A 21,027-nucleotide genomic window follows, 5' to 3' on the forward strand; every position below is an offset into this window, starting at 1 on the left:
TGGTAAAAAGAAGATGGTCGCTATTATAGCTGTTATGAGAAAAATTATAGTCATTGCTAATGCTAAAATTAGAGATTTAAGACTGAAAATGCAAATTTCGTAAATAATTTACAACATAGTTGATGACGAATAGTATTGATTTTATTTTCTAATAATTTGTTTTATGGACTACTAACTGCTAATGTACTGTGATTATATATGTTAATTAATTCAAAACTCGATATTATGATAAGTATTTATTTTATTGAGATTGAAACTAGTTCAGAATGATAGAATAGATAGAGGAAACTACAAATTTAGTTTTTTATGGTATTAAGTAAATCTCTATCCATCAAATGACTTGGTAATACATTTGAAAGAGAGTTTAGAATATTACTTGGTACCTTTGGATTTTCATGTGCTAAATCTTGGATTAGCTTTTTAACTTTTTTTCTTTTAAGATTCTCTTGAGATCCACATAGATTGCATGGAATTATTGGGAAATTTTCTTCTTTAGCAAACTCTATGAGATCACATTCTTGTACTAGTACCATTGGGCGGATTACAGTATTTTCACCATCTTGAGTTATATACTTAGGTGGCATAGACTTGATTTGTCCTTGATAAAGTATCGACATTAGCAATGATTCGATCAGATCATCGCGATGATGTCCTAGAATGATTTTATCCATTTTATGCTCTTTTGCATATCTGTAGATGTTACCACGGCGAAGTCTCGAGCATAACGAACAATAAGTCTTACCCTCTGGAACCTTATCTATAACAACACCATAAGTGTTTTTTGTTTCAATCTCATAAGATATACCTAGATCGTCAAGATATTTTCTAAGTTGACTATCATCCCAACCAGGTTGAGACTGATCTAATGTATACACATGAAGAACAATATCATAAGTTCCATCTTTGACAAGACCATGCAAAACTTTTAATAATCCAAAAGAATCCTTACCTCCTGATAGACATAGCATAACCTTATCACCTTTTTCGATAAGCTTATAATCAGCTATAGCCTTAGTAATATAGTGACGGAGTTTTTTTTCAGTTTTGCTTATTTTTATTTCAGTCATTTTATCTATGCGCCTTCTTAAAGATTCTATCTTTTTCGCGAGCCCAATCTTTATCTTTTTGAGCCTGACGCTTGTCGTGAACTTTTTTACCCTGAGCAAGAGCTATCTCAACTTTCACACGAGGACCTTTCCAATACATAGCCAAAGGCACACATGTAAATCCCTTTTGCTCAATTCGTCCCATGATTTTATCTATTTCACGGCGATTAAGTAGTAGTTTACGATTTGCTGAAGCATCAGCTACAACATGGGTAGATGCTGATAATAGAGGAGTTATTAGACAATTAAAAAGCCAAGCTTCACCACGCTTGATATGCACATGACTATCTGTCATCTGTACTTTACCAGCTCTGATACTTTTTACTTCCCATCCTTGTAGTACTATTCCAGCTTCAATTTTTTCGAGAATAGTATAATCATGGAAGGCTTTTTTATTCCTAGCAATAGTTGCTAGAGAAACCTTATGTTTACTCATAACTTTATTATTTTTTGCAAAAGATATACAATGTAACGCTATATATTATCAGCAAAACACAAAAGATTAAATAAATGAATAAAGTTAATAAATCTGCAATTGTTAATTATACTGCTTCACAAATGTATGATCTTGTAAATGATATTAAAAGCTATCCTGAATTTTTGCCGATGTGCTACGATATTGAGATTTTTGAACACACGGAAACAGAAGCAAAAGCATCTCTAAAAATCAAATCAGGATTTGTGAAATTGGATTTTGCTACACATAATACAATGGTAAAAGATGAGCATATTCATTTAAATCTTATGAATGGACCATTCAAAAGTTTAACAGGTGATTGGAAATTTGAACCTCAAGATGAAAATTCATGTAAAGTATCATTGGACATGGAGTTTACCTTTGAAAATAAATTTGTGGAAATGGCTCTTGGTCCAGTATTTCGTGGGCTTGCAGATAAGATGTTGGGAGCATTTTGTAAACGTGCAGAAGAGGTTTATAAATAGTGAAAGTAGAAGTCATTTATGCTTTACCTAATGAGCAGAAGTCTTTTTATGTTGAGTTTGATGATTCTCTGACTGTTAGAGAAGCTATTATTGAATCAAAAATCTTAGACGCTTATTCTGAATTAGACAGTATCGAAAATCTTAAAGTTGGTATCTATGGACAAATGATTGATCTAGATCATGTCCTTGAAGATAGAGATAGAATTGAGATATACAGAAATTTAACTATTGATCCAAAACAAGCCCGTATGCTAAGAGCAGAACAAAAGCGTAAAAGAGAAGGCATTAGAGGTTTTGGTGCTTAAAGAGCATAATCAAAGAAAATATAATCGTCTAGAAAGTTTTGATTATTCACAAAACAGTTATTATTTTGTAACCATTTGCACAAAAGATAGAGTCAATTATTTTGGTGAAATATCTAATCATGGCAAGATGGTTTTGAATGATTGTGGTGTCATAGCTTTTGATAGATTAAAGAATATTCCTCAATTTTATAATGATGTGTTTTTAGATGAATTTATAGTTATGCCTAATCATATTCACGCAATAATTATAATCCAAAACTATAATATAAATGTAGGGACAGAACAGTGTTCTGTCCAATCTGATAATCTTGCTAAAGGAACAATGACAGCACAATGTGCTGTCACTACAAATGAAAAATCTAATTTATCACAAGTTATAAAATCTTATAAAGAGATTTGTACTAAGCAAATTCGTAACGCCCTTGGCTTAATTGAATTTCAATGGCAACGATCTTTTTATGACCATATAATAAGAAATCAAGAATCGTTAGCAAAAATCAGAGAATATATCCAAAATAATCCAGCTAAATGGCATTTGGATAAATATAATTACGAGAATTTATATGAATAAGAAAATAGCAGTAATAGGAGCTGGACTAGCAGGATGTTCATTAGCTTATGAATTAAGTACACTATCTAACTTTAATATAACTATATTTGATAAAAACTCTGATATTGCAACAGAAGCTTCTGGAAACTTTGCGGGAATTTTAGAACCATATCTGACTTCAGATAACAATTTTTCAGATCAGTTTCATACACTAGGATATAGTATATTATTAGAGTTTATAAATCAGTATCGTAATGATATCGAAATTTGTAATCAGGGTGTCTTGCAAATATTAAGTGATGAAAAAGAACTAAATAGATATCATAAGATTTTTACAAAAAGAGAGATAGCTGATGATTTAGCTAGCCTAATATCTCATCAAGAGCTTTCGCAATTACTTGGCAAAGATACTCATAACATGGCTGTATATTACCCTAATGCTTTATCTGTGGTACCTAAAAGTATTTGTCAGCTATGGCTTAAATTATCAACTGCTAAATTAAAATTAGATAATGAGCTCTTGGGTATTAAGAAATTAGAGAATAATACTTGGCAATTAGGATTTAATAATTTTACTGAAGATTTTGATATTGTGATATTTGCTGGAGGGTATCCATTATTTAAAAATATTTCTCTGCTGCAAAATATTCCAGTATACCCATCTCAAGGTCAGTTAACAGTTATTAAAAGATGTTTTGATATCTCAAATAATATTATGGATAAAGGATATATAATCCCAAATTATAAAGATAATCTACAAGTTATTGGAGCAACATTTCGAGATAATAATGATACTAGCGGAGATATAAGACAGGAAGATAATGTTTTTAATATTAATCAAATTAAGCAAATATTTGATAATAAAAATTATAATGTTGAAATTATTAATTCAAGAGTAGCTACGAGATGTGTAACTTCTGATCATTTACCACTTATTGGTAGGCTGGCTGATTATAATAGTTTTGAACAAGTTTTTTATAAGCCTCTGTCTAAAGGCTATCCAAAATCAAAAATGCCAAATATTGAGTATCAACAAGATCTATATGTATCTTCAGGATTTGGCTCAAAAGGTTTATGTTCATCATTATTAGCGGCTAAGATTATTACATCATATATAACAAATCAAAGTCAGCAATGTTCAGATAAGTTACTTAAAGCACTTGCTGTAGAGCGTTTTTGGGTTAGAAGCTTCAAGAAAAGTCAAAAATTTTCATAAAATACTACTTCAGTATGTATATATAGCAATTATTAGCTATAATTGTGAGATTTTTAGGAATCAATTTAATAAGTTCATGAAATTAAAAATAAAAAAGAGTATTTTGTTACTCCCTACTATCATAGTACTATCAGGTTGTTCAGTTAAATGGGAGACACCTCTTAATGATAGAGATCCTTATGAAAACTATAATCGTGAGATGTTTCATTGGAATAATGAGTTATATGAGGATCTGACACCTGTAGCAAAAGCTTATAATTATGTTATGCCTGATGCTGTACAGACGGGTATATTCAATATTTTCCAAAATCTTTTTGAACCTAGTCGAGTAGCGAATGATCTTTTTCAAGGTGAATGGGGATATGCTGGTGATGATAGTATGAGATTTTTAGAAAATACAACTCTTGGGGTAGTAGGTATTTTTGATGTAGCTGGTAGTAGGTTTGGATTGCCAATGCGTTATCATCAGGATTTTGCAGTTACTCTTCATAAATGGGGAGTGTATAAGAAAGGATATGCTTCACCATATATTGTTTGGCCAGTTTTTGGACCTGGTACTATAGAGGGAGTTAGTGATGGCGTAGATGCTATGTTTAATCCTCTGTCGTATTTGTTTTTGGCTCCAGGAGTAGGTACATTTACAGCCTATGCTGTAAACTATAGTGTATATGGATTATATTATACCAATGAAGGAGTCTCTTATTTACCGGCATATTCAAACTTAGAAGAAGTATCGGTAGATCCATATGCAGCTATGAGAAATGCCTACCTCCAGAACTATGACTATGGTATGGCAAAAGTCCTTAAACAAAAAGATCCATCACTTGATAGTCCTCAAAGTGATCAAGCAATATTAAGTGTTTTAGGTATTAAAAACAAAAATACTAAATCAGAAGTTGCCTATAGTGATGAAAGCTTTGTCCAGGCATATCAAAATACTCCACCAGTTCTAAAAAGTAGTCTTACTAGTGTAAATAAGGTTACTGAAGTTTAGTCTAAGTTATAAACAAGTCTTAAAAAATATCTTTTGTTTAGCTTAAAAAGTTTTTTTAAGGTATCGTTTTTTGATATCTTATATACTATGTTTGAAAAATAGTTACTGAGGTTTATTAGTGAAAAAACTATTTGTAAGTTTGATGTGTATGGTAATTTTTTTACCAAATTTAGCTTTGATTGCTGCACCAGTACCAACAGGTTATGATTTTATTCCTATTCAAGAAGAGATGCAAATTGCTCAACCAGTAGTTGCAACACATGGTATGGTTTCTTCTCAAGAGTCTTTAGCAAGTCAGGTTGGTTTAGATATATTAAAACAAGGTGGCAATGCTGTAGATGCAGCTGTTGCGGTTGGCTTTGCTTTGGCTGTTACATTACCTAGAGCTGGTAATCTTGGTGGTGGTGGCTTTATGATTATCCACTTACAAGATGGCAATAAGAATATAGCTGTAAACTACCGTGAAAAAGCTCCTGCAAAAGCATCTAAAGATATGTTTTTAAATGACAAGGGAGATGTTGATTATGCTAAGGTTTCTGGCTCATACAGTGCTTCTGGTGTTCCAGGTACTGTAGCTGGTTTAGTAGATGCGCAACAAAAATATGGTAAATTGAAATTATCGCAGGTTATTGCTCCAGCTATCAAGCTTGCTGAAGATGGTATCCCAGTAAGCTATGACCTAAATCAGTCGCTTATAACTGCAAAACCATGGCTTGAAAAATCACCAGAAGCTATGAAGATTTTTTATCATAAAGATGGTTCTGCTTATAAGGTTGGAGAAATTTTAAAGCAACCTGAACTTGCAAATAGTCTGAAACTAATAGCAAAACAAGGTAAAAAAGCTTTCTATGAAGGAGATATTGCTCATAAGATAGCAGATAGTATGGCTAAAAATGGTGGTTTAATCACATTACAAGATTTGAAAAACTACAATGTCGAAGAAATGAAGCCACTTAAAGGTACATATAGAGGTTATACAGTATATTCTATGCCGCCACCAAGCTCCGGTGGTGTAATTCTGATAGAGTTATTAAATATTCTAGAGAACTTCCCATTAGCTGACTATGGTAACAATAGCGCTAAAACCATTAATCTTATGAGTAATGCAATGAGCTATGCTTATAATGATAGAAACTCTGATTTAGGAGATCCTGATTTTGTTAAGATGGATTTGGCTAAATTCTTGTCTAAAAAATATGCAAAACAGATTGCTCAAAAAATCACTACAGATAAGCATATTCCGAGTAAAGATATAAGCACAGTTGATCCAGAAGATCGTGAAAAGCTTCAGACTACTCAATTTAGTGTAGTTGATAAAGATGGCAATATGGTATCTAATACTTATACGCTTAATTATTCTTATGGGAATGGTATTGTAGTACCGGGAACTGGTATCTTGTTAAATAATGAAATGGATGATTTTGCAGCAAAAGTAGGTGTTGCAAATGTGTTTGGTTTAGTTCAAGGTGAGGCTAATACAGTTGCTCCAAATAAGCGACCATTAAGCTCAATGACTCCGACAATTGTTCTTGATAAAGATGGCAAGCCGTTTTTAGCTACAGGTTCACCAGGTGGAAGTCGTATTATTACAACAACATTACAAGTGATTTTAAACATCATAGACTATAATATGAATCTACAATCAGCAGTTAACAATCCTCGTATACATAGTCAACTATGGCCAGAAGAAATTGGTGTAGAGCAGGGTGTATCTGTGGATACTATCAATCTACTTAAAAAAATGGGTAACACTGTTACTCCTTATGCTGCTATGGGTGCTGCAGAGTCTGTAATGTCTGATGGACAATATGTCTATGGTGCAGCAGATCCACGTAGAGGTAATGCTTTAGCAATAGGCTATTGATTTAATCAAGTTATTTAATTTCTTATTCCTTTCTATTTCTAGGTGCAGCAGAGCTTCCTGCAAGTATTCCACCATCTACATTTAGTTCTATACCTGTGACATATTTTGATTCATCAGATGCTAGATATAAAGCAGTATAAGCTACATCTTTTGCATTACCCATTCTCTTTAAAGGTATGTCTTGAGTAATAGTTTTAATAGCTGCTTGTTTTTGATTTTCATCTTTTGGCAGCATCTCATCCCACATTGGCGTCAATATAGCTCCTGGATGAATTGAGTTACACCTAATCCCATAATTCATATCAGCACAGTATAAAGCAACAGATTTAGTATGATTTCTTACAGATGCTTTACTCGAAGCATATGCAACAGCCTGAGGTATACCTACAAGTCCAGAGCGGGAAGAAATATTGACTATACTGCCGCCATTTTCTTTCATAAGTTTAATAGCATATTTGCATCCTAAGGCTACACCATTAGAATTTATAGAATGAACCTTTTGCCAAGAATCCATATCTAAATCCTCAGGGTTATGAGGGCCAGAACTCTCTATAAAACCTGTAATGCCAGCATTATTAACTAAAATATCAAGTTTACCAAATTTAGATCTAATATATTTACTAATAATTATCCAATCATCTTCAAGACTAACGTCTAAGTGTTTATACTCACAATTTGATGAGTTAATATCTTTAAGTTTGATTACCTAAACTGTCGTTTATATCTGAAATAATCACAGTTGCTCCCTCATTTGAAAAGAGTTCAGCAGTTGCCTTACCTATTCCTCTAGCAGCACCTGTTATTAATACTATTTTATTATCTAATCGTTTCATAAGAAAGTCCTATAAATTATTTAAATTTTATAAAAGTGATTTAGGAGTTAACTTTAGAATGTATTATATGATTTATATAGAAATATATAATTATTTTATAAAATTAAAGAGTTCCACGAGCTGCTTTTTTACGATCAGATTCTGTTAGATGTTTCTTTCTTAGTCTGATTGATTCAGGTGTAATTTCAACAAGCTCATCATCTTCGATAAACTCAAGAGCATACTCAAGAGTTAGTTTAATTGGAGTAACTAGTGTAAGAGCATCATCTTTACCAGAGGCACGAACGTTAGTTAACTGTTTACCTTTACAAGGGTTAACCGCTAAGTCGTTATCTCTACTATGAATACCAATAATCATACCCTCATAAACATCTGTACCGTGAGAGATAAACATTTTACCTCTCTCCTGAAGGTTCCAAAGAGCAAACGCTACTGCTTTACCTGATAGCATAGAAACTAGAGTACCGTTTTGACGAGTTTCAAGAGTTTGCTTTTTCATAGGTCCGTAATGATCAAATACTTTGTTTAAAATACCTGAGCCAGATGTGATAGTTAAAAATTCTGTATAAAAACCAATTAAACCACGAGATGGTATTATAAATTCAAGTTTTACACGGCCTTTACCATCTGGTTCCATATTTTTAAGCTCACCTTGACGTAAGCCCATTCTTTCCATTACAGTACCTTGATGCTCTTCTTCGATATCTATAATTGCTTGCTCATAAGGTTCGTGTTTTTCGCCATCAACATCTTTAAAGATTACATGTGGGCGAGATACTGCAATCTCATAACCTTCACGGCGCATATTTTCAAGTAAGATCGAAAGGTGAAGCTCGCCACGACCAGATACTTTAAATTTATCAGGATCATCAAGTTGCTCAACTCTTAGAGCTACGTTTGTAAGTAGTTCCTTGTCAAGACGGTCTTTAATTTGACGAGAAGTTACATATTTACCTTCTTTACCAGCAAATGGAGAGTTGTTAACTTGGAAAGTCATACTAATAGTTGGCTCATCTACAGAAAGCTCAGGTAATGCTTCTACTTTATCAGGGCTACATAATGTATCTGATATATTCAAACCTTCCATACCTGTTACACATACAATATCACCAGCTTGAGCTTCAGGCACTTCAACTCTGTCTAGACCCATATAGCCTAATATTTGTAATACTCTACCATTACGAGTTTTACCATCTTTACCAACAATAGTTACAGGAGTATTTGTTTTGACTTTACCTCTTTGGATACGACCAATACCAATAGTACCTGTGAAGTTAGAATAGTCTAAGGAAGATATTTGCATTTGGAATGGACCATTTTCATCAACAGCTGGATGCTCAACATTTTCAACAATAGCCTTGAAAAGATCTGTCATATCTTCTTTTTGTTCGCCAAGCTCATTAGTTGCCCAACCATTGATAGCTGAAGCATAGATAATAGGAAAATCTAATTGTTCATCAGTAGCACCCAGTCTATCAAATAGATCAAATACTTGATCGACTACCCAGTCAGGGCGAGCGCCATCTCTATCGATTTTGTTGATAACTACAATTGGTTTTAAACCTTGAGCAAAAGCTTTTTCTGTTACAAATCTTGTTTGAGGCATAGGACCATCAACAGCATCAACTAGTAGTAATACTGAGTCAACCATAGATAATACACGTTCAACCTCACCACCAAAGTCAGCATGGCCTGGAGTATCTACGATATTAATTCGGTAGTTATTCCATTTTAGAGCAGTGTTTTTTGCAAGGATTGTAATCCCTCTTTCTTTCTCAATGTCATTTGAGTCCATGACTCTTTCAACTTCTGGGCCACGAGTGTTTAGTGTACCAGATTGTTGTAATAGTTTATCAACCAGTGTAGTTTTACCATGGTCAACGTGTGCGATAATCGCAATATTTCTTAAATTCTCAATCATTAAATTTTACCTATTTTTATAAAATCACCAACAATTATAGACTAATAAGGTTTAAAAGTACCTAAAAATTAAATACTTTGATTTGATAATTGGTTTTCTAATTTCAATATCAAAATAATCTTTTATGAATTTGGGGTTGCTGAATAGTTTTGTTAAAATATGAACTAAACTTATTAGCAAATTATAGTTGGAGTATTTTGTTACAGCTCAATAGAATAAAAGCAATCTTTAAAAGTAGAAACTCGTATAATAATACCTATGTTAGTGAACTAATATCATCGATTCATCGTGCTGATGTCAAAACGGCGATACTATCTATACTTTGGGCAGCTGGACCAGTCACGATTATAGCTATAACTTTGGGGTATTATTTAAGTCATGGTCAAGGGGTTCCGCTAGTTACAGTTGCATATTTTTCTTTTTATGTGTTTTTTGTCGGTTTAGTAGGTTTTATTAGTAAAATAATTTTTGATTCTATTAAGCACCGTGAAAAAGAGTTGATGCAAGATAAGTTTCTATCTGTAATTGAGGAATCATATCAAAGTTTATATATGTCTAAAAAACTTACTCTTAGTAATCTAACCGATCAGGTAAGAGATAATAAAATTGCTTATGAGATTCTTGCTAAGTCTCATCCAACAAGTAAAGAAATATTTTATGCATTTAAATTACATTTTAATGAGGAAATGGCAGAGTTTGCTGAGATCATATACTTATATAGAGATAATGGTTTTCCTATAGACACTCCGAGTAATAAGCGTAAATTAAGAAGCTTCTATAAGCAAATAAATACTAACCAGAATATTCCTGATGATTTAAGGATCAAGTTTCAAAATGCTTTAGTTGGTAAATATTCAGATTTGAAGAAAGGCCTTGATAGGAAAATAGGCTTTTTGTCTAAGATTTATAGTAGTGCAGGGATGTATAACTTGTATGATTTAGAAGATGCAAGTAATGTTATAACTCTTTTTATAGAATTATTATCTGGTAGAAAAATTTATTATTTGAAAGCAGTTTCTAAGTTTGAAGATACTAAAAAAGATTATTTATTTAATTCTATAGAGAAGTTAAGAACAGGAGTTCTTGAAAAATATAATCATATTCTAGGTATTTATAAACAATGTTATTTAGCTGTATCTGAAGTTGCGCCTAATTTAGATTTGATAGAAGTTGTTGATACAGCTCCAGATATAATAAACAATCTAAATCAATTAGAGCAATCAATAAAACAGCTATCTACAAAAAATCAGCCTAAAGAAATCAAAAAGCTAATACAGCAAAATAAAAATAGGTTTCATCAAAGAATGCGCATCATAAAAACTCAGCTTAAAAGGATGAATATTCTATTGAACCAATGGAAGTCTTTAGAGTTTGGTAGTGATGAGAAGTTGAGTAAAAATATAGAACATCAATTAGCTTATATCTTTCTCGAAGAGCAAATGAGAATGTCTATAGCTTATAAAATGTTTGAATATATCAACTATGAGCATGACTTTTCTTCGAAAACTGAGCAAATCAAAGCCTATGCTCGACAGATTGTAAAAATATTACAGGAGCCTCTAGATTTACAAGAATCTACAGTCTTAACAGCTATTGAAAGTTCTCCAAGGGCGAATCTTAGTAGTATAAGGTTTAGTAATTCAACAACAGAGAAGCTTAATACTACATATAATCTATGTAGATCTGTGAAGACAAATATTGTTGAATTAAGAAAGCAATTAAACAAAATATTAGTAGCACAGTATATTTAACAAGTTATTTTGTTAGTCTTGTATACCTAGCCATCATAGTTTCGTTACCACTAGTTCCACCACAGTGAATATAGATAATAGGCTTTGTAAGTTTGTGATGTTCATTTAATAATGCACGCCAAGCTATAGGGTCATATAGTAGCTCAAACTCAATTTCTGTCTGCTCTAAAAGCTTTTGGTATATTGCGTAATTTTGGATATCTAATTGCCCAAAATGAGTTTTAAAGTTTGAATTGAGAATTTTAGGATGTTTGAGAGCATTATCAATATCATTAAATTGTTTTTTTAAGTATTGATTATCACCAACACAGGCAATAGTGTAGACTTTGTTTGGTAAGTACTTTTCAAGATATAGTGCAGTTGTGCCAGTACCAGATGCCACAACAACACTGTAATTATCGATATCATTTTCTAGACAGTACTTTTTAATTTCATTAGCACAGTCAGCTATGCCTTCTTCAGCGAGAGTATTTCTACCACCTTGATCAAAGAAATAAAGGCTATTGTCTATATTGTAATTCGTCTTTATATTTTTTAGCTTTAGAGAGCTTGTAGTCTCAAATAACTGCATGCCATTTTCTAGAGCTAGTTTTAGGTTGCCATTTTTAGCGTTTTTAAGAAATTTTGGTAGTGGTTTTATCCAATAATGGAAATCCCAGCCTTTGATCTTAGCTAGCTGTGATAATGCCAGCATAAAATTAGATTGATTACCGCCAAAAGATACAATAGTCTTGACGTGGGAGTATTTATCTGGATTTTTTAGAAGATAAGCTAATTTTCTAGCCTTATTACCAGAGAAGATAGGGTGATTTAGGTCATCTCTCATTACAATGAAATCTTTATTTTCAAAAGATATTTCTTGAAACAAGGAGAGCATTTAAGAAATTATTCTTCTAATAGTTCAAACTCATCCTTACCAACACCACAGTCAGGACATTCCCAATCTTCAGGGACATCTTCCCATTTAGTACCAGGTTCTATACCATCTTCTGGCCAACCTTCAGCTTCATCATAAATTAAACCACAAACGATACAAATGTATTTTCTATATTCCATAATTAACTCTAAAAAAATGATTAGTGAATAAAAAGTTGCAATATTTTAGCATTATAAAAATCGTATATCCAGTACCTTATTAAAACATTACAAAAGGTTATACTTAGATTCATCAATACCAATCTTACGTGATTTATTTGAAAAGAATACAATATTATTTTCAACGAAAAGATCTGTAATTTGTCTAGGTATATCTTTGTCTAAATGTCTTCTAATGAGTCTATAGAAGGCATCTTGATTTGTTTCATTAAAGTGTTTTTTGAATGTTTTATTAACAACGCTTTCATGGCAAGACAGGAATTTTTTGATACGTATTTTAGGATCGGTATTACTATTACCAGTGTCGCATTGGTTAGGAGCAGCAGTAGCTATATTGAATCCCTTACGTGTATAGTATGATGCAATACCTCTAAAAATTCGATCATTACTAAAAATTGTGATGCTAAGGTAAGTACGGAAATCACGATATCTTTCGACATACTCACCAACTTTAGCACAGATATAACCATCCATATTATCTTTGTTGCCTTCACCATAAATTATTGGTACAAGTTCAAAGTTATGATAGATTTGGGTTTTATTGAAGTTTGCTTCTAATTCTTGTGGATTTGTAAAGACAATTACTCTGTCAAAATTACCCTCAGAAATATGAGAGAAGTTGTTATAGTTTTCAGAATCAACTATTGCTAGTTTGAGATATTCCATAACTATTTGACTCCTTATCCTAGCGCTTATGGTATCTATTTTACCTCAAAAGCTATGATATTATCTATACTCTGCTAAAATTATACTAAAATAGTAAAGTATAGATTTTATGATTGATTTACAATATAGTTATACAGACTTATCTAATGAGTTTTATTCACAACAAAAAGTATACAGATATCCTGATGCAAAGTTACTGATTGTAAATGACTGTTTAGCCAAGGATTTAGGTTTGGATTTAGAAGGTAAATCAGCACAAGAGTTATTAAAAAATTTGTTAGGGTATAGTAGTAAAAGGCCAATTTCACAAGCTTATGCTGGTCATCAGTTTGGTAATTTCACAATGTTAGGAGATGGCCGAGCTATCTTAATTGGTGAATATGAAAAACCAAATCGGGAGCTGGTTGATTTTCATCTAAAAGGAGCTGGCTTAACTAAGTTCTCTCGGGGTGGTGATGGTAAAGCAGCTTTAGCGCCAATGCTTAGAGAATATATAGTTAGTGAAGCTATGCATAATCTAGGCATACCTACTAGCCGGATTTTAGCTGTGATATCAACAGGTGAGAATATTCAAAGAAATAAATTACAACAAGGAGCAATAGCTCTTAGAGTTGCAAGTAGTCACATTAGAGTAGGTACTTTTCAGTATGCAGCTATGCTTGGTGAGAATTATAGCCAAGAGTTATTAGACTATACGATTGTTAGACATAATATTCCATACGCTGATAATAAAGCTTTGAGCTTACTTGACTATGTCACTGATAAACAGACAACTTTAATAACACAATGGGAAAGAGTAGGTTTTATTCATGGGGTTATGAATACTGATAATATGACTATTTCAGGCGAAACTATTGACTATGGACCTTGTGCATTTATGGATACTTATGATCCTGATACTGTTTTTAGTTCAATAGATCGAGATGGAAGATATGCGTTTGCTAATCAAGCATCAATTGCTGGCTGGAATATTGCAAGACTAGCAGAAAGTTTATTGAAACTTATTTCAACAGATGAGGATGAAGCTATTGAATTAGCTCAAGATAAACTGCAAAGTTATTCGGAAATTTATAAGCAAAAATGGAGACAAATGTTTCTTAGTAAAATAGGTTTTAGTATCAATAGTGAATATGATGATGAACTTATTTCCGGTTTGCTCACTGATATGTTTAAACATAAGTTAGATTATACAAATACGTTCTATAATCTAAGCTATAATAATTTTGATTACTTGCGGAATAAAGGCTTAAAAGATTGGTTAGATAAATATGTCAATTACGATATCAATTTTGAAAGTATGATGAAATCTAATCCAGTAATAATTCCGCGTAATCATCAAGTTGAAAAAGCACTTGAGTTTGCAGAAAATGGTAATTTTAGTATTCTTCAAAGTCTTGTGACAGCACTTGAAGCACCATATAAACTCAACGCGTTCACTAAGAAATATATGTCAGAGCCTTTAGAGCAAGAGAAAGTTAGATTTACTTTTTGTGGTACTTAAATAGTTTATTAAATATTAGCGTGTTAAGAAGCTTTGGTAGTTTTATCTACTATTACTGCTGTAGTCATGCTTCCATGTATATTTAGAGGTGTTCTAAAACTATCAATAAGAGCGTCTACACCTAGTATTAAACCAATAATTTCCCATGGTAAATTAAAATATGTAAATACGACGCCAGCGGCTACATACGCAGTGCCAGGAATACCAGAAACACCTAGTGAAGCAAACATGCAGATTAGAGATATAGTAAGTATTGTTGCAAAATTTATATCCATACCTGTTGCAGACATAGCCATAATTGCTAATATTGCAGGAAATACTCCTGCACAACCATTCATACCCATAGTGGTGCCCATAGTAGGTGCAAATGTAGAAATAGTCTCTGATAATCCATATCTGTTAAGACCATTTATAGATAGTGGTAGGGTACCCATACTTGATCTAGACGTAGCAGCTACAAGTAAAGCTCTCCATATACTTTTATAGAATTTTACTAAATTTGTACCGAATATCAGAAGCAATGCTATATGCATAAGTAAAACTATAAACATAGCTATATAACAAGCTAAAACAAAAGAAATAACTGCAGATATACTTCCTTTATCTAACTCAATACTCATTTGTATCATTAGTCCTAGCACTCCATAAGGTGTAGTTGCAATAACTAACTTTGCTAGTTTTTTGATTACAAAAAAAGCAGAATCAATAAAATTTATAAATGGATCAGCTAGCTTACTATCTTCACGATGAGCTATAAGCATTGAGAAACCAATTAATATAGCAAATATAACAACAGCAATAACATTATTTTTATCCATTTGTTGAAAAATATTATCCGGTAAGAAGCTTAGTATATTCTCAGATAGAGTGGCTGATTTCGCTTCTTTGGTTACTGCAGTCATTGAGCTAAGATCTATACCTTGACCAAGCTTCATTAAAATAGCGACTGTTGAGCCAATCGCAGCACTTATGCCAGTAAGAACAAGTAAAATTATGATTGTTTTTGTAGCAAGCTTTATTATATATGAGCTTTTATGGTTTCTTAGGTTTATTATTGAGTGAATAATTGATGTCAATACAATAGGGATAATTAACATTTTAAGTAAAGAGATATAACCATCACCTAAAATATTACTAATTTGTATGAAACTATTACTATAACTATTTGTCCAATTGTAAACAATACCAATAATAATTCCTGTAACTAGTGCTAATATCGTTCTAAGGTTGAAGCTAACTTGCTTAACATGTAGATATATTAGAAGAGAGATTGATATTATAAGTAAAACCACCATATTTTTAACCTTATTATATAAAATTGTAGAGATGGATTTTAACATAGTTTACTAGATTGGTATACTACATACCTAGCATGAATTTTTCTTATCAAAAATTAATAACAATTGTCTATATTTGATAGATGTTTTTATTGTAAAAATAAAAAAAAGAAGCCTATAATTGATTACCTATAATTTTTACTTTATCAATTAATATGACAAAAACGCTTATGCATCAAGAAGCTAGTAGTAGTTTCGAAAAAGTTGCCAATCAACTTAAACTTAACAAAGATATCATTAAGTCTATAGTCAAAACTCTTAAAGAAAAGAATATTAAAAGAGTTATTACTGTAGCAAGAGGAAGTTCTGATTGTGTGGCAAATTATGCAAAATATTTATTTGAGACTCAGTTAGGGTTTAGTGTTTCTTCGCTACCACCTTCTGTAACGACTATTTATAATAAAAATATAGGCGATGAGCATACATTAGCTATAGGTATATCACAATCCGGTGGTAGCCCTGACTTGCGTCTAGCTCTTGAAGGTTGCAAGAAAGCAGGATGTACTACACTAGCTATAGTCAACGTGGAAAAGTCACCTTTAGCAGACAGCGCAGATTTGGTCTTACCTGTGAGAGCTGATGCAGAAAATGCTGTTGCAGCAACCAAGAGTGTAATAACTTCATTAGTTGCACTAGTAAGTATTGTAGCTGAATATAATCAAGATCAAGCTCTTTTGGAAAGTTTGAATAGTCTCCCTGAAACACTGGAAACAAGTCTAAATTCTGATTGGACTCCAGCTATAGAAGAGCTTAAGAAAAGCAAAAACATGTTTGTCATCGGAAGAGGTTTTGGATTCCCGATAGTCCAAGAGATGGCTTTGAAATTCAAAGAAACATGTGGGATACATGCAGAAGCATTTAGTTCAGCCGAAGTATTACATGGTCCATTTGCTTTGATGAATCAGACTTTTACAACATTTACCATACTGCAACATGATGAGAGCGCTCAAGGTACACGTGATATAGTCAAGAGAATGACTGATTTAGGAGTTAGAACTGTTTTCGCTACAACAGATAATCAATCTGATGCAAAAGTTCATCTACATATTAATGTAGCAATACATCCAATTCTTGAAACTGTAGTTATATTGCAAAAATTCTATTTGATGGTTAATGATCTAGCATTGTCGTTAGGTTATAATCCGGATAGTCCTAGTAATCTAAAAAAAGTTACCGAAACAGTTTAATTTAAGTACTTACTATAGTTTTATCTTTGAAGGAGAAAACAATGAAAGAAGCTAATAAGCTAAAGGTGTTTATGATTATATTTTTCTCAGCGATGGGTGGAATGTTATATGGTTATGATATCGGTATAATCGGAGGAGCTTTGCCTTTTATTAAATCTGAGTTAGGTATGACTGCTGCTCAAGAATCATTTTTAGGTGGTTCTGTGTTATTTGGAGGAGCTTTTGCAATTCTTATAGGTGGAGTATTAGCAGATATTTTTGGTAGAAAAAATATTATCACGGCATCTGGATTAATATTCGTAGTATCAGTATTTATGATTTACTTTGCTGAAAGTTATAATTTCTTACTTTTTTCGAGGTTAGTACAGGGTGTGGCTGTTGGTTTTATATCTATAACAGTTCCATTGTATTTAACAGAATCTGTGCCTAGCATGATTCGAGGATTAGCAGTTACATGTTTTCAGCTATTTCTCACAGCAGGTATATTAATATCTGTTGCTGTAAGTCTACTATTTATATCAACTGATCCTACAACTGGTTTAGAAACTGGTGATTGGAGAAATATGTTTCTTACAGCTTTAATTCCTGGCTTAATCGTATTCATAGGCGGTTTTCTTTTAATCAAGTCTCCTAGGTGGTTGATTATGAAAAATAGAGAACAAGAAGCAGAGAAGATTTTGACAGAAACAATAGGTGTAGATGCAGCAAAACAGCAAATGCAAGAAGTTAAGGCTTTGATTGAAAAAACTAAGAATGAAGGTAGTTTATTATCAAGCCTTACTAAAAGACATTATTTGATGCCAATGCTTATAGTATTCTCTGTTGCAATTTTAGCTCAAATGACAGGAATTAATAGTATTTTGCAATATGCTCCAACAATGCTAAAAGAGACTGGCTTAGGTTCTGTATATGCTGCTGTAGTTGGTGGTGTTGCGATCACAGGTCTTAATTTTGTTACAACAATTATAGCAGTAGCTATAGCAGATAAAATTGAAAGAAAATTTGTAATTACTTTTGGTACCTTAATGGTTTCTATTGTTTTACTGACTCTGGCTGTGCTTATGTATACGATGCCTGATACTTCAGCAAAAGGTATAGTTTTGCTTATAGGATTTATTTTATATATATTCTTTTTTGCAATTGGTCCAGGAGCGTATATATGGGTTATTATGTCTGAACTTTTACCAACTAATATCAGAAGTAAAGGTTTAGCAGTAGCTCTATTCTTAAATAGTATGGCTTCTGCAATATTAGCTTCTTCAGTGATGCCTGTAACACAACATTTTAATGGAAATTATGGTGTGATTTTGGGTATATGCGGAGTATGTACTTTGGTGTATAGCTTTATAGCATTTAAATTTGTACCAAAAACAAATGGACGTACCCTAGAAGAAATCGAACAAGATTTCATTAAATAAATTTTATTAATTCTATATTCTTTTTCATCTTTTATTTTCAATAATCAAATTGTTTAGATAATATCTTTAATAATTATTATCATTTTAAATTAATTCAATTTGATATAAGGCATATATGAAAAAGAATTTAATAGCTGTATTACTTAGCTCTCAGTGTTTAATTGGTAGTGGATTTGCAACTGATTTTGATGTACAAAAAATTCAAATAAAAAATATCGGTCAAAATAATCGTAATTTTGATATGAATATTGATATCAAAGTTAATCAAAATCAAACAGGAAATTGGCTTTTTGGTTTTTACATGCCAAGAACTTATAACTCATCTAAGGAGGTAAATCCTGATCTTACTCTTAAGGTAACTGATTTAAGCACTAAAAAATCGGCAAATTTAATTTATGTTAAAAAAGCAGACAATCTGGCTACTATGCCGATCTATGCTGATGGGTATAGTAATTTGTTTAGAGTTATCACTGATTTTGAATTAAAAGCAGGGCATACATATAGATTTAATTTTGAGAATAATAACCAATGGACTCCTAGTAATATATCATCTCTTCCTCAAAGCTTCTTTTTGATTGACTCTAACGGTAATGTAATAATTTCCAATGCTAATCTAGATGCTTATATATCTAAAAATACTAAGGAAATCTCAAGCATTCAAGGCTATGATTCAGCTAAGATTGATATAGAAATCCAACAAAATTTACAATCATATATTGATAACTCAATTGCCAGTGATTCTTCAGAGTTTGCTAATCAATATCATCTGATACCAACTCCCCTAAGTATTAGTGATATTGGCTCAAAGCAAAATATAAATTTAGATAATGGAGTATATACGGATTATTCTGATACTAATCAGAATATCGAATTGTTAAATCAATATTTTAAAATAGATAAGATTATAACTAGTGATTTAAAAGCAGCTACTGATAAAAGTCATGCGAGTATTATTCTTAAAAAAGACTTATCCATTAAAAATAAAGAAGGCTACATCTTAAAAATAGCTGATAATAAGATCTATATTAGATATCAGACAAATGCTGGTTTATTTTATGCTATCCAAACACTAAGAAACTTTTATCAAAAAGATAATTTTGGTAGTAAGAATACTAGTAATATATTGATACTTCCTCAAGTAACAATTAATGATCAACCAAGATTTCAGTATAGAGGTGTATTGCTAGATGTTGCTAGACATTACTTTAGTGTTCAGACAGTAAAAACACTAATTGATGCTATGGCAAGCCAAAAGTTAAATACTTTACATATTCATTTTTCTGATGATGAAGGTTTTAGACTAGCTTTAGATAGCGTAGATGTTAAAAGAGCCAGTACAAGAGGATATAATGATAGCTCAACTATTCCGGCACAAATGTATCAACAAGCAAATTTAGATAAATCAAATTACTTTAATCAGAAAATAAAAGATAGCGATATTATATCGCCTAATTACCCAACAGCTGCAACGATTTATGAGGGATATTTTTCAAAAAAAGATATTCAAGAGATTATTAGTTATGCAAATGCTAGACAAATAACAGTTATTCCTGAAATAGATTTGCCAGGTCATGCTAAATCATTGATTGACTCAGCACCTGATATATTTATTAATAAATCTGATAAAAGTGACTATATAAGTGTACAAGGGTATTATGATGATGTTTTACCAGTGTGTTTATATAACCAGTCAAATACTCAAGGAGAAAAGTTTACAGCTAAGATTGATCAGATTGTAACTGAGATATATAAACTTTTTGATAACCAAAATACAGTATATTTTGAGCCACAAATTAGTGTAGGTGGTGATGAAGTTTCTGCTGATGCCTGGACTAATGACTCAACATGTGAAAATCAAAAATATTTAAATGCATTAGAAAAGTCGCATAAGTTTTTCAAAGAGTTGCAACAAAATACTAATCTTAGAATATCTGGATGGCAACAAACTGTCCAAAATGATCCTAATGGAAATTTAGCAGGAGGTATTGATAAAAACTCAATACCTTCCGATAAAACCGGATACATTTGGGTTTGGAGTGCATTTAATAGCTCTGGATACAATGAAGCACAGCAACTTGCAAAGGCTGGTTACTCTACAGTATTAGCTTATGCTGATGATATATATTTTGATTTAACATATAATCCAGATTTTTGGGAGCCTGGTTTTTATTGGGCTACTGAATATGCAGATACTCATGCTGCTTTAAATAGTGCTTTAGATTCAAAAACTACGATTACAAGTTTATCAACAAAAGACGCTAAAAATATAAAGGGTCTAGAAGGAGCTCTATGGTCAGAGAATATTAATAATGCTAATCATTTATGGTATATGGCATTTCCG

The 21,027-nt window shown here is 32.0% G+C and carries 19 protein-coding genes and 1 pseudogene; 11 read left to right on the top strand and 9 right to left on the bottom strand.

The window, feature by feature from the left end; genetic code table 11:
• Positions 1 to 296: 296 nt before the first annotated feature.
• Entirely contained in the window at positions 297 to 1,067 is a 771-nt protein-coding gene (gene ttcA, locus F3D57_RS01670; RefSeq protein ID WP_150464964.1) for a tRNA 2-thiocytidine(32) synthetase TtcA, read from the bottom strand.
• A 1-nt stretch (position 1,068) separates the two neighbouring features.
• Complete coding sequence (smpB, locus tag F3D57_RS01675; protein ID WP_150464965.1) at positions 1,069 to 1,542, bottom strand: SsrA-binding protein SmpB; 474 nt, start codon at positions 1,540 to 1,542, stop codon at positions 1,069 to 1,071.
• A gap of 74 nt (positions 1,543 to 1,616) precedes the next feature.
• Between smpB and F3D57_RS01680 the strand changes: the two genes are divergently transcribed.
• From F3D57_RS01680 to ggt, 6 genes are all read left to right on the top strand, one after another.
• Complete coding sequence (locus tag F3D57_RS01680) at positions 1,617 to 2,048, top strand: type II toxin-antitoxin system RatA family toxin (RefSeq protein ID WP_013922948.1); 432 nt, start codon at positions 1,617 to 1,619, stop codon at positions 2,046 to 2,048.
• Positions 2,048 to 2,353 carry an RnfH family protein gene (locus tag F3D57_RS01685; protein WP_150464966.1) on the top strand — a complete coding sequence of 102 codons (306 nt, stop codon included), beginning with the start codon at positions 2,048 to 2,050 and terminating at the stop codon, positions 2,351 to 2,353. The genes F3D57_RS01680 and F3D57_RS01685 overlap by 1 nt, the downstream gene beginning before the upstream one ends.
• Complete coding sequence (locus tag F3D57_RS01690; RefSeq protein WP_150464967.1) at positions 2,346 to 2,924, top strand: transposase; 579 nt, start codon at positions 2,346 to 2,348, stop codon at positions 2,922 to 2,924. Before F3D57_RS01685 ends, F3D57_RS01690 begins: the two co-directional genes overlap by 8 nt.
• The gene (gene mnmC, locus F3D57_RS01695) at positions 2,917 to 4,119 is read left to right on the top strand and encodes an FAD-dependent 5-carboxymethylaminomethyl-2-thiouridine(34) oxidoreductase MnmC (protein ID WP_150464968.1); all 1,203 of its coding nucleotides are present in this window, start codon (positions 2,917 to 2,919) and stop codon (positions 4,117 to 4,119) included. The genes F3D57_RS01690 and mnmC overlap by 8 nt, the downstream gene beginning before the upstream one ends.
• A 76-nt stretch (positions 4,120 to 4,195) precedes the next feature.
• A complete protein-coding gene (locus F3D57_RS01700; protein WP_150464969.1) occupies positions 4,196 to 5,113 on the top strand; it encodes a VacJ family lipoprotein in 918 nt (305 codons plus the stop codon).
• 142 nt (positions 5,114 to 5,255) lie between these two features.
• Positions 5,256 to 6,977, top strand: coding sequence for a gamma-glutamyltransferase (gene ggt / locus F3D57_RS01705; RefSeq protein ID WP_224728139.1), 1,722 nt, complete (start codon positions 5,256 to 5,258; stop codon positions 6,975 to 6,977).
• Between the two features lie 22 nt (positions 6,978 to 6,999).
• On the opposite strand, the gene F3D57_RS01710 is transcribed toward ggt, so the two are convergent.
• From F3D57_RS01710 to typA, 3 genes are all read right to left on the bottom strand, one after another.
• Positions 7,000 to 7,680, bottom strand: coding sequence for an SDR family oxidoreductase (locus F3D57_RS01710; RefSeq protein ID WP_411961496.1), 681 nt, complete (start codon positions 7,678 to 7,680; stop codon positions 7,000 to 7,002).
• Positions 7,670 to 7,810, bottom strand: coding sequence for an SDR family NAD(P)-dependent oxidoreductase (locus F3D57_RS10490; RefSeq protein ID WP_411961495.1), 141 nt, complete (start codon positions 7,808 to 7,810; stop codon positions 7,670 to 7,672). Before F3D57_RS10490 ends, F3D57_RS01710 begins: the two co-directional genes overlap by 11 nt.
• A 103-nt stretch (positions 7,811 to 7,913) precedes the next feature.
• Positions 7,914 to 9,731 carry a translational GTPase TypA gene (gene typA / locus F3D57_RS01715; RefSeq protein WP_146422035.1) on the bottom strand — a complete coding sequence of 606 codons (1,818 nt, stop codon included), beginning with the start codon at positions 9,729 to 9,731 and terminating at the stop codon, positions 7,914 to 7,916.
• Between the two features lie 194 nt (positions 9,732 to 9,925).
• Between typA and F3D57_RS01720 the strand changes: the two genes are divergently transcribed.
• Positions 9,926 to 11,482, top strand: a complete 1,557-nt coding sequence (locus tag F3D57_RS01720) for a hypothetical protein (RefSeq protein ID WP_150465039.1) — start codon at positions 9,926 to 9,928, stop codon at positions 11,480 to 11,482.
• Between the two features lie 4 nt (positions 11,483 to 11,486).
• Here F3D57_RS01720 and F3D57_RS01725 read toward each other — a convergent pair whose 3' ends face one another.
• From F3D57_RS01725 to F3D57_RS01735, 3 genes are all read right to left on the bottom strand, one after another.
• Positions 11,487 to 12,359: a 1-aminocyclopropane-1-carboxylate deaminase gene (locus tag F3D57_RS01725; RefSeq protein ID WP_150464970.1), complete on the bottom strand. Its 873-nt coding sequence runs from the start codon at positions 12,357 to 12,359 to the stop codon at positions 11,487 to 11,489.
• Positions 12,360 to 12,367: 8 nt separating this feature from the next.
• Complete coding sequence (locus tag F3D57_RS01730; protein WP_013922958.1) at positions 12,368 to 12,538, bottom strand: rubredoxin; 171 nt, start codon at positions 12,536 to 12,538, stop codon at positions 12,368 to 12,370.
• Between the two features lie 87 nt (positions 12,539 to 12,625).
• Positions 12,626 to 13,243: a hypothetical protein gene (locus tag F3D57_RS01735; RefSeq protein ID WP_013922959.1), complete on the bottom strand. Its 618-nt coding sequence runs from the start codon at positions 13,241 to 13,243 to the stop codon at positions 12,626 to 12,628.
• Between the two features lie 109 nt (positions 13,244 to 13,352).
• On the opposite strand from F3D57_RS01735, the gene F3D57_RS01740 reads away from it, so the two are divergent.
• On the top strand, positions 13,353 to 14,744 hold the full coding sequence (locus F3D57_RS01740; protein WP_150464971.1) for a protein adenylyltransferase SelO: 1,392 nt from the start codon (positions 13,353 to 13,355) through the stop codon (positions 14,742 to 14,744).
• 23 nt (positions 14,745 to 14,767) lie between these two features.
• On the opposite strand, the gene F3D57_RS01745 is transcribed toward F3D57_RS01740, so the two are convergent.
• Positions 14,768 to 16,039 (bottom strand): dicarboxylate/amino acid:cation symporter, encoded by a 1,272-nt coding sequence (locus F3D57_RS01745; protein ID WP_149368409.1) that lies wholly within the window; start codon positions 16,037 to 16,039, stop codon positions 14,768 to 14,770.
• 197 nt (positions 16,040 to 16,236) lie between these two features.
• On the opposite strand from F3D57_RS01745, the gene F3D57_RS01750 reads away from it, so the two are divergent.
• From F3D57_RS01750 to F3D57_RS10495, 3 genes and pseudogenes are all read left to right on the top strand, one after another.
• The gene (locus tag F3D57_RS01750) at positions 16,237 to 17,268 is read left to right on the top strand and encodes an SIS domain-containing protein (RefSeq protein ID WP_150464972.1); all 1,032 of its coding nucleotides are present in this window, start codon (positions 16,237 to 16,239) and stop codon (positions 17,266 to 17,268) included.
• A 41-nt stretch (positions 17,269 to 17,309) separates the two neighbouring features.
• Positions 17,310 to 18,686: a sugar porter family MFS transporter gene (locus tag F3D57_RS01755; protein WP_146422041.1), complete on the top strand. Its 1,377-nt coding sequence runs from the start codon at positions 17,310 to 17,312 to the stop codon at positions 18,684 to 18,686.
• A 424-nt stretch (positions 18,687 to 19,110) separates the two neighbouring features.
• Positions 19,111 to 21,003: pseudogene (locus tag F3D57_RS10495) on the top strand (family 20 glycosylhydrolase); the annotation flags it as partial.
• Positions 21,004 to 21,027: the final 24 nt, after the last annotated feature.

The organism is Francisella sp. SYW-2 (genome assembly GCF_008711475.1).
GTDB lineage: Bacteria > Pseudomonadota > Gammaproteobacteria > Francisellales > Francisellaceae > Francisella > Francisella salimarina.

Excerpts from the sequence above, each read along its gene's own strand:
- ttcA (WP_150464964.1), bottom strand. The coding sequence starts at position 1,067 with ATGACTGAAATAAAAATAAGCAAAACTGAAAAAAAACTCCGTCACTAT.
- smpB (WP_150464965.1), bottom strand. The coding sequence starts at position 1,542 with ATGAGTAAACATAAGGTTTCTCTAGCAACTATTGCTAGGAATAAAAAA.
- F3D57_RS01680 (WP_013922948.1), top strand. The coding sequence starts at position 1,617 with ATGAATAAAGTTAATAAATCTGCAATTGTTAATTATACTGCTTCACAA.
- mnmC (WP_150464968.1), top strand. The coding sequence starts at position 2,917 with ATGAATAAGAAAATAGCAGTAATAGGAGCTGGACTAGCAGGATGTTCA.
- F3D57_RS01700 (WP_150464969.1), top strand. The coding sequence starts at position 4,196 with ATGAAATTAAAAATAAAAAAGAGTATTTTGTTACTCCCTACTATCATA.
- ggt (WP_224728139.1), top strand. The coding sequence starts at position 5,256 with ATGTGTATGGTAATTTTTTTACCAAATTTAGCTTTGATTGCTGCACCA.
- F3D57_RS10490 (WP_411961495.1), bottom strand. The coding sequence starts at position 7,810 with ATGAAACGATTAGATAATAAAATAGTATTAATAACAGGTGCTGCTAGA.
- typA (WP_146422035.1), bottom strand. The coding sequence starts at position 9,731 with ATGATTGAGAATTTAAGAAATATTGCGATTATCGCACACGTTGACCAT.
- F3D57_RS01725 (WP_150464970.1), bottom strand. The coding sequence starts at position 12,359 with ATGCTCTCCTTGTTTCAAGAAATATCTTTTGAAAATAAAGATTTCATT.
- F3D57_RS01730 (WP_013922958.1), bottom strand. The coding sequence starts at position 12,538 with ATGGAATATAGAAAATACATTTGTATCGTTTGTGGTTTAATTTATGAT.
- F3D57_RS01735 (WP_013922959.1), bottom strand. The coding sequence starts at position 13,243 with ATGGAATATCTCAAACTAGCAATAGTTGATTCTGAAAACTATAACAAC.
- F3D57_RS01740 (WP_150464971.1), top strand. The coding sequence starts at position 13,353 with ATGATTGATTTACAATATAGTTATACAGACTTATCTAATGAGTTTTAT.
- F3D57_RS01745 (WP_149368409.1), bottom strand. The coding sequence starts at position 16,039 with ATGGTGGTTTTACTTATAATATCAATCTCTCTTCTAATATATCTACAT.
- F3D57_RS01750 (WP_150464972.1), top strand. The coding sequence starts at position 16,237 with ATGACAAAAACGCTTATGCATCAAGAAGCTAGTAGTAGTTTCGAAAAA.
- F3D57_RS01755 (WP_146422041.1), top strand. The coding sequence starts at position 17,310 with ATGAAAGAAGCTAATAAGCTAAAGGTGTTTATGATTATATTTTTCTCA.